Source organism: Arthrobacter sp. Hiyo1 (genome assembly GCF_001263615.2).
Classification (GTDB): Bacteria; Actinomycetota; Actinomycetes; order Actinomycetales; family Micrococcaceae; genus Arthrobacter.
The window spans coordinates 436,525-444,457 of record NZ_DF952469.1; the positions used below are offsets into that span (position 1 = coordinate 436,525).

Consider the following 7,933-nt stretch of genomic DNA (forward strand, 5'->3'; position numbering starts at 1 on the left):
TCCGGCGCAGGCGAGCATCTCTTCGGCGAGCCTGACGGTCAGCTCGACGACGTCTTCCGGACCGCCGCCCGCGAGCACCTCCACCGATTCCTCCACCTCGATGGCATTGCCCGCGGTCAGGCCCAGCGGGGTCCCCATGTTGGTCAGGAGGGCCACCGTATTGACGCCCGCATCCTTGCCCAGGGCCACCATGGTTTCGGCCAGCTCCCGGGCACGGGCTTCGTCCTTCATGAACGCCCCGGAGCCCACCTTCACGTCGAGCACCAGGGAGCCGGTGCCTTCGGCGATCTTCTTGCTCATGATGGACGAGGCAATCAGGGGAATGGCTTCCACGGTGCCCGTGACGTCGCGCAGGGCATAGAGCTTCTTGTCCGCCGGAGCCAAACCCGTGCCCGCGGCGCAAATGACCGCACCCACGCCCTGCAGCTGGGCCAGGATTTCCTCGTTGCTCAGGTTAGCCCGCCATCCGGGGATCGCCTCGAGCTTGTCGAGCGTGCCGCCTGTGTGGCCCAGTCCCCTCCCGGAAAGCTGGGGAACCGCCACCCCGAAGACCGCCACCAACGGCGCCAGCGGAAGGGTGATTTTGTCCCCGACACCCCCGGTGGAGTGTTTGTCCGTGGTGGCTTTCATGCCGCCGTCGGGACGCCGCAGGCTGGAGAAGTCCATCCGCTCGCCCGAGGCGATCATCGCCTCGGTCCAGCGCGAGATCTCGGCACGGTCCATCCCGTTGAGCAGGATCGCCATGTTCAGGGCCGCCATTTGCTCGTCGGCGATGACGCCGCGAGTGTAGGCATCGATGGTCCAGTCGATCTGCTCCGGGCTTAGGGTTCCTTTGTCCCGCTTGATGCTGATGATCTGTACGGCATCAAAAGCTTCAGTCTGTGTCACCGGTTTTCCTCCAGGTTGTCGGGACCGAAGGCATCTGGCAGCACTTGGTCCATGGTCTTGATGCCCTGCGTTGTCATGAGTTGCATGCCGGGTGCCCGGAATTCATACAGCAATTGCCTGCAACGGCCGCACGGCATGAGGACATTGCCTTTGCCGTCGACGCAATAGAACGCCCGCAATCTGCCGCCGCCACCCATGTGGAGGTCCCCCACCAGGGCGCACTCGGCGCACAGCGTGAGTCCATAGCTGGCGTTCTCGACATTGCATCCGCTGACGATCCGCCCGTCCTCGGTGAGGGCAGCCGCCCCCACCGGGAACTTCGAATACGGAGCGTATGCCTTCCCCATGGCGGCGACCGCGGCGGCCTCGAGGGCCGCCCAGTCCACCTCGGCATTCGTGAATGCCACGGTCAGCCCTTGACGTACGGTATGCCGCTCGCCGCCGGCGGCCGGGACCTGCCCACCAATCCAGCGACGGCGAAGACCGTCAAGGCGTAAGGCAACATGGCCATGAACTGGCTCGGCACAGGCGATCCGATGATGGTGATGACGCTCTGCAGGTTGTCCGCGAAGCCGAACAGCAACGCCGCCAGGAAGGCGCCGAGCGGGTTCCAGCGCCCGAAGATCAATGCCGCCAAGGCGATATACCCACGGCCACCGGACATGTCCTTGCTGAACGCATCCACGGATACGAGCGTGAAGAACGAGCCGCCAATGCCCGCGATCGCACCGCCCATGAGCACGTTCCAGAATCGGGTCCGGTTGACGTTGATGCCCACGGTGTCGGCCGCCTGCGGATGCTCGCCGACGGCCCGCACGCGCAGTCCCCACTTCGTGTGGAAGAGGCCGAGGTAAACGACGATCACTGCGATGTACATCAAATAGCCCACGAGGGACTGGTGGAACAGGATGGGGCCGATGATGGGGATATCGGACAGGAAGGGAATGTCCACCGGAGGCAAGCGCCCCGGCTTGTTGAGTCCATCCGGGTCCGCCGTCAGCAGCGTCGAAAAGAGGAAGCTCGTCAGTCCGCTGATGAGGACGTTGAGCACGACGCCCACGATGATCTGGTTGACGAGGTACTTGATGCTGACCACGGCCAGGACCAAGGAGACAAGCGTTCCGGCGACGGCCGCCGCGACCAGCCCGGCGTAGACGTTGCGCGTCACCGTGGCAACGACGGCTGCGGAGAATGCTCCCAGCAGGAGCTGGCCCTCAATGGCAATGTTGACCACGCCGACGCGTTCGCACAGGACGCCGGAAAGGGATCCGAAGACCAGCGGCACGGCCAAGGTGACGGATCCTGCGATCAGTCCGGCGAGGGAGATCGACGGCTCATCGCCATTTCCGCCAGCCACGATCCAGACCATGAACCCGATGAGGAACACGGCGGCAAAGGTGCCGCCCACCCAGCGGGGTACGGCCCTCTTCGCTGGGTGAGGTACACCGTGTAGCCCGCTAGGCCCAGGAGAATCACGGCGGCGATCCAGCCGATGGCCGCGGAAGGGAGCGTGACCTTTGAAACCTTTGCCACGCCGAGCGCGGCGAGGCCGAGGACCACGACGGCGGCGACGGTGGAGGCGGGCAGCCAACCGGGTACCGTGCCGGAAACTGACGCGCGGCCTGAACGACGGCGGACGAACCACAGATATCCGAGTCCAGCCGAAAGCAGAAGGGCCAGGACGAACGTGACCAAAGCGGCGACACTTGAGGCCGCTTCATTGGCCGCCTCGGCAATGCCGAAGCCTGCCGATTTCGAATTGGACATGAAACCGAACAGCACGGTTCCCAGGATTGCGAGGAGGGACAATCCGATGCCGGCCTTCCAGCTCACCAGCTCCGTGGCGCCCGTCTTTCCCGGGCTCGCCGGGGCGTTGCCGGCGGGTGTGCCACCGCCGGGCTGAGTTGTTGTGGTGCTCATGCTGTTGCAGCTCCGCTCTCGATTTTTCCGGAGGGGATGGTTCCGGAGCCGGGGCCGCCGGTGGCCTTCTTCTTTTTGCGCGGGTTCAGTCCGAAGATCGCGCGTACCAGCGGCGGTGCCGCAATGAACAGGACGATCAAGGACTGGATGACCAGGACGATGTCGATGGGGGTCTGGGTTTCGGCCTGCATCGCGACACCTCCCGCGCGGAACGCGCCGAACAGGAGCCCGGCGAAGAAGGTTCCCCACGGCGTCGAACGGCCGAGCAAAGCGACCGTAATGGCATCGAATCCGATGGAAGCGGCGACGCCTCCCGAGAGGTACTTCTCCGTCCCGGATACCTGCGCAATGCCGGCCAGGCCCGCAAGCGCACCCGCAATCGCCATCACCAGGATCACGGCGCGGGGAACGTTGATTCCAGCGGTGCGTGCCGCGCTCTGGTTGGCGCCCACGGCCCGGAATTCAAAGCCGAGCGTGGAGCGCTTCAGGAGCCACCAGACGAAAACCGTTGCCAGCACTGCCAAGAGGAATCCGGCATGGAGCCTGAACTGGGGTCCGAGCAACTCCGGAAACAGTGCCGATTGGTCCAGGAAGGGCGAGATCGGGTTGGTGGAGCCCTTGCGCTGGAAAGCGGGAGTAGTCAGCAGGAACAGGAGCAGGAAGTTGGCGATGTAGTTCAGCATGATGGTCACGATGACCTCATGGGCACCGGTCCGGGCCTTGAGCAGCCCGACGACGCCGCCCCACACCGCGCCGCCGATGAATCCGGCAACGATGACAAGCAACAGGTGAACGAGGAAAGGCAGGTGCCAGGTGAATCCCACGTAGGCGCCGAACAGGGCACCGAAGATGATCTGGCCTTGCGCACCGATATTGAACAGCCCGGCACGGAAGGCCAGGGCCACGCCGAGTCCAGCCAGGATCAGGGGGGTGGACACCGTCAGGGTCTCAGTGATCGGGTACAGCTGGGCAGCGGCGTCGGCCCCGGCCCAGTTGAATATGGCGCCCTGGACCAACGCCACGTAGGGCCTGAAGACCTCGGTAAGCATGTCCCCCGGCTGCGCGAAGAAGTAACCTGCTGTCTCGGCGACTTTGGGGTTGGTCACGGCCATCAGGATTCCGCCGAGCACAATCGCGAGGAGCACGGACAACACCGAGACCATGGCGTTTCCGGTCACGATCTGCCGGAAGACCGAACCACCGGCGGCGTGCGGGATCTGTCCGCCTTGGCTGGTAGCCGGGATGACTGACGGGGCCATTGCGCCGTCGGCCGTGTCCAGCGCGACATCCAGGACGACCTCGTCGTCCAGAGTCTCCGGGCGCTCAGGCTCGGCCTCGTTTTCCTGCCGAGGGGTATTGGACTCAGACATGGGTTCCTCCCTCGAGGGTCTTGTGCGCAGTCAGTTCTGCCTCATGTTCCGGAACGCCGGCCATCATCAAGCCCAGCACGTCGCGGGAGGTACCGGCCGGAACAATCCCGACCAGCTTTCCCCGATAGAGGACGGCGATCCTGTCAGCGAGTTCGAGCACTTCATCGAGCTCGGTGGACACGATCATCACGGGAGTTCCGTTGTCCCGTTCGGCAATGACCCGCTTGTGCACGAATTCGATGGAGCCGACGTCGAGCCCTCGGGTGGGCTGCGATGCGATGAAGAGCCTCAACGGCCTGGAAAGCTCCCGGGCCAGGACCACCTTTTGCTGGTTGCCTCCGGAGAGCGTACCCACGGCGACATCGATCGACGGCGTCCGCACATCGAACTCCTCAACCTTCTTCTCCGCGTGCGAAGCAATCAAGGCCGGTTTCATGCCGATGCCTTGGGCGAAAGGCGCCTTGTCGTAAAGGTCCAGGATCATGTTCTCGGAAATGGAGAACGTTCCCACCAGGCCGTCGATCTTGCGGTCCTCAGGGACGAACCCGACGCCGGCGGACAAGACCTGCTTGACGCTCTTGCCGAGAAGTTCGACGCCGTCGAGGACGATGGACCCGGTGACGTGCTGCTGGACGCCGAGGATGGCTTCGGTGAGCTCCGTCTGGCCGTTGCCCTGGACACCGGCGATAGCGAGCACTTCACCCTTGGCGATGTCGAAGCTCAGCCCGTCCACGACGTGCTGGCCATTGTGGTCCACAACCGTAAGGTCCGGACCTTGAAAGTCGCTTCACCCGGTTGGGCGGGTTTCTTTTCCAGGGTCAGACTGACCGCGCGGCCAACCATCGCCGAGGCGAGTTCCGTAGGGGACGCCGAAGGATCGGCCGAGCCCACCACTTTCCCCCGCCGGATCACCGTGATGATGTCCGAAATTTCCTTGACCTCACGCAATTTGTGCGAAATGAAGACAATTGACTTTCCGGCTGCTTTGAGCTGGCGGATGATGTCCAGGAGCTCATCGGTTTCCTGCGGAGTGAGCACCGCGGTCGGTTCATCGAGAATCAGGACTTCGGCGTCGCGCACGAGTGCCTTGATGATCTCGACCCGCTGCTGGACGCCCACGGGCAGGTCTTCCACGAGGGCATCGGGGTCGACATGGAACCCGTATTGCTTGGAAATCTCGGAGATTCTCCGGCGGGTTTCATCCAAGTTCAGGAAACCGGCTGCCTTGGTGGCTTCGTTTCCCAACGCGACGTTTTCGGCGACGGTGAATACCGGAATCAGCATGAAGTGCTGGTGGACCATTCCGATCCCGGCCGCCATGGCATCGCCGGGACCCTTGAAAACGACCGGCTTGCCGTCGACCAGGATTTCGCCGTCGCTGGGGTCGTAGAGTCCGTAAAGGACATTCATCAGGGTGGATTTACCGGCACCGTTTTCGCCCAGGAGGCAATGGACTTGGCCGGGTTCAACCACCAGATCGATGTGGTCATTGGCTACAAGGGACCCGAAGCGTTTCGTGATCCCTTTCAGTTCGAGTTTCAAAACTCCAACCCATCTATAAAGGATGGCTCCTCGTCATCACCGTGCTCCCAGCATAGTGCTCGGCAAAGGAGTGTCGAAGAGCAAATTGAAGGCAACGCAGAACGCGCTGCCCTTCTGCCAAAACTCGGCTGAAGGGCAGCGCGATGCGGTTTAGCCCGGATTTTTACTTGGGGCTGGACTTCGATTCGACCTTGACTGCGCCGGAGATGATGTCCTTCTTCAACTGGTCAAGATCGCTCTTCATGTCTGCCGGAACAGCGGAGTCGAGATCGTGGAACGGGGCAAGCGCCACACCCCCGTTGTCGAGGGTGCCGACATACGGGCTGGGGTCGAACTTGCCTTCCTTGTCGGCCTTGATGACTGTCTCCACGGCCGTCGCCATGGTCTTCTGGACCGACGTCAGGATGACCGACTTGTAGGCGGGTGCGGTCAGGTAGCCGTCCGAGTCGACCCAGATCAGCTTTGCGTCCGTGCCCTTTGCCTTGGCGTCAAGGATCGCGCTTCCGGCGCCCGCTCCAACAGGTCCAGCGACGGGAAGGACCACGTCCGCCCCCTGGTCAAGGAATCCCTGGGTGAGGACCTTGCCCTTGTCGACCTGCTTGAAGTCGCCGACGAACGTTCCGTCCTGCTTGTCCTTGTCCCAGCCAAGCAGCTGGACGGACTTGCCCTTCTTCTGGTTGTAGTACTTCACGCCGTCAGAGAAGCCATCCATGAAGATGCTCACGGTGGGGATGTTGAGGCCACCGAAGGTCGCAACCTTGCCCGTTTTGGACGTGCCGGCGGCGAGGTACCCGGCCAGGAACGCGGCCTGGGCAGTGTTATAGACAATCGGCTTGACGTTCTTCGGGAAGGTGGGGTCCGAGTAGTCGATGATGGCGAAGTGGCTGTTGGGGTTCGCCGTCGCGATGTTCTTCGTGGCGTCGCCAAGCAGGAAGCCGACCGTAACCGTCAGCTTGCAGCCTTGTTGGACCATGGAACGAAGGTTGGGGTCGTAGTCCGTGTCGGCCTTGGACTGGACGTGCTTCTCCTGGATGCTCAGGTCCTTGGCTGCTGCCTGAAGGCCCTCGAAGCCTGACTGGTTGAACGACTTGTCATCGAAGCCGCCGGAGTCGGACACCATGCATGCGGTGTAGTCCGACTTGGTGGCGCTGCCCGAGCTCGAAGCAGACGGTGCGCTACCGCAGCCTGCCAGCAAAAGTGCAGCGGCGCCCGCAGTTGCGACGCCCGCAAATGAACCGCGCTTTAGTGTGGCACGCAGTGATTGCTTCAATTTTCCTCCAGGAAGAAAGTGATTGATGCTACGACAGTTGGTCAATGAGTGTCCGTTTCGAAAACTCGAGTCTGAAATTCTGTTTTCACTGATGCTTCGCAGCACTGCGCCTGGGGCGCACTGATGGCACAACTTTAGTGGGATTGAACACACCCGGGTAACACAAAAGCCCAACAACCCGAAGATTGTTGAGCTTTTGTTACCAAGCAGTAGCGGAACTCCCAGCGAACGGTCCTAGGATGCCCGTTCCCAAGCGCGCGAACTGGCAGCAGATGACCCAAAAATCGCGTTTTGCGGGCATCTGCCGCCAGTTCGCGCCGGGAATCCCTCAGTGCAGCCGGACCAGCATCTTGCCGGTATTGGCCCCATCCAGGAGGTCGATGAAGGCCTTCGGCGCGTTTTCCAGTCCGTCAACGATCGTCTCGTCGTAGCGGACCGTTCCATCGGCCAGCCATCCGGCCATCTTCCCGGCGAACTCCGCGGCGTGCTGGCGCTGGCCGCCCACGAGGAAGCCGCGCAGGGTCAATTGCTTTCCGATGGCCAAGGCCAGGTTCCGCGGGCCCGGCGTGGGCTCTGTGGAGTTGTACTGCGAAATGGCACCGCACATTGCCACCCGGCCACCCACAGTGAGGACCGCGAGGGCAGCCTCGAGGTGTTCGCCGCCCACGTTGTCGAAGTAGACGTCAATGCCGCGCTCCCCCGCTGCTTCACGGAGTTGCTTCGCCACCGGACCGTCGTGGTAGTCGAACGCCGCGTCGAAGCCGAGTTCCAGCAAACGCGCCACCTTCTCCGGGGAACCGGCGCTGCCGATCACCTTGGAGGCCCCCATGGCCTTGGCGACCTGCCCGACAATCGAACCAACCGCGCCGGCGGCACCGGAAACGAAGACCACGTCCCCGGCTTTGAACTCGGCCACTTTGAGCAGTCCGGCATACGCCGTCAG

At 62.9% G+C, this 7,933-nt stretch carries 5 protein-coding genes and 2 pseudogenes; all 7 read right to left on the minus strand.

The genetic code is table 11. The features are described 5' to 3' along the window. Positions 1 to 888, minus strand: an 888-nt coding sequence (locus AHiyo1_RS06405) for a thymidine phosphorylase (RefSeq protein ID WP_059387980.1), incomplete at its 3' end; no start/stop codon positions are given. Beyond that, complete coding sequence (locus AHiyo1_RS06410; RefSeq protein WP_084784380.1) at positions 885 to 1,295, minus strand: cytidine deaminase; 411 nt, start codon at positions 1,293 to 1,295, stop codon at positions 885 to 887. The genes AHiyo1_RS06410 and AHiyo1_RS06405, both read right to left, overlap by 4 nt. A 2-nt stretch (positions 1,296 to 1,297) precedes the next feature. Then, positions 1,298 to 2,808 (minus strand): annotated as a pseudogene (locus tag AHiyo1_RS06415) (ABC transporter permease). Further along, positions 2,805 to 4,178, minus strand: coding sequence for an ABC transporter permease (locus AHiyo1_RS06420; protein WP_059387983.1), 1,374 nt, complete (start codon positions 4,176 to 4,178; stop codon positions 2,805 to 2,807). The pseudogene AHiyo1_RS06415 and the gene AHiyo1_RS06420 overlap by 4 nt, the downstream one beginning before the upstream one ends. Further along, a pseudogene (locus AHiyo1_RS06425) lies at positions 4,171 to 5,720 on the minus strand (ABC transporter ATP-binding protein). The gene AHiyo1_RS06420 and the pseudogene AHiyo1_RS06425 overlap by 8 nt, the downstream one beginning before the upstream one ends. 163 nt (positions 5,721 to 5,883) lie before the next feature. Then, complete coding sequence (locus AHiyo1_RS06430) at positions 5,884 to 6,990, minus strand: BMP family lipoprotein (protein WP_172465512.1); 1,107 nt, start codon at positions 6,988 to 6,990, stop codon at positions 5,884 to 5,886. A 328-nt stretch (positions 6,991 to 7,318) separates the two neighbouring features. Beyond that, a partial coding sequence (locus AHiyo1_RS06435; protein WP_148667490.1) for an MDR family NADP-dependent oxidoreductase occupies positions 7,319 to 7,933 on the minus strand: 615 nt, incomplete at its 5' end.

Excerpts from the sequence above, each read along its gene's own strand:
- AHiyo1_RS06420 (WP_059387983.1), bottom strand. The coding sequence starts at position 4,178 with ATGTCTGAGTCCAATACCCCTCGGCAGGAAAACGAGGCCGAGCCTGAG.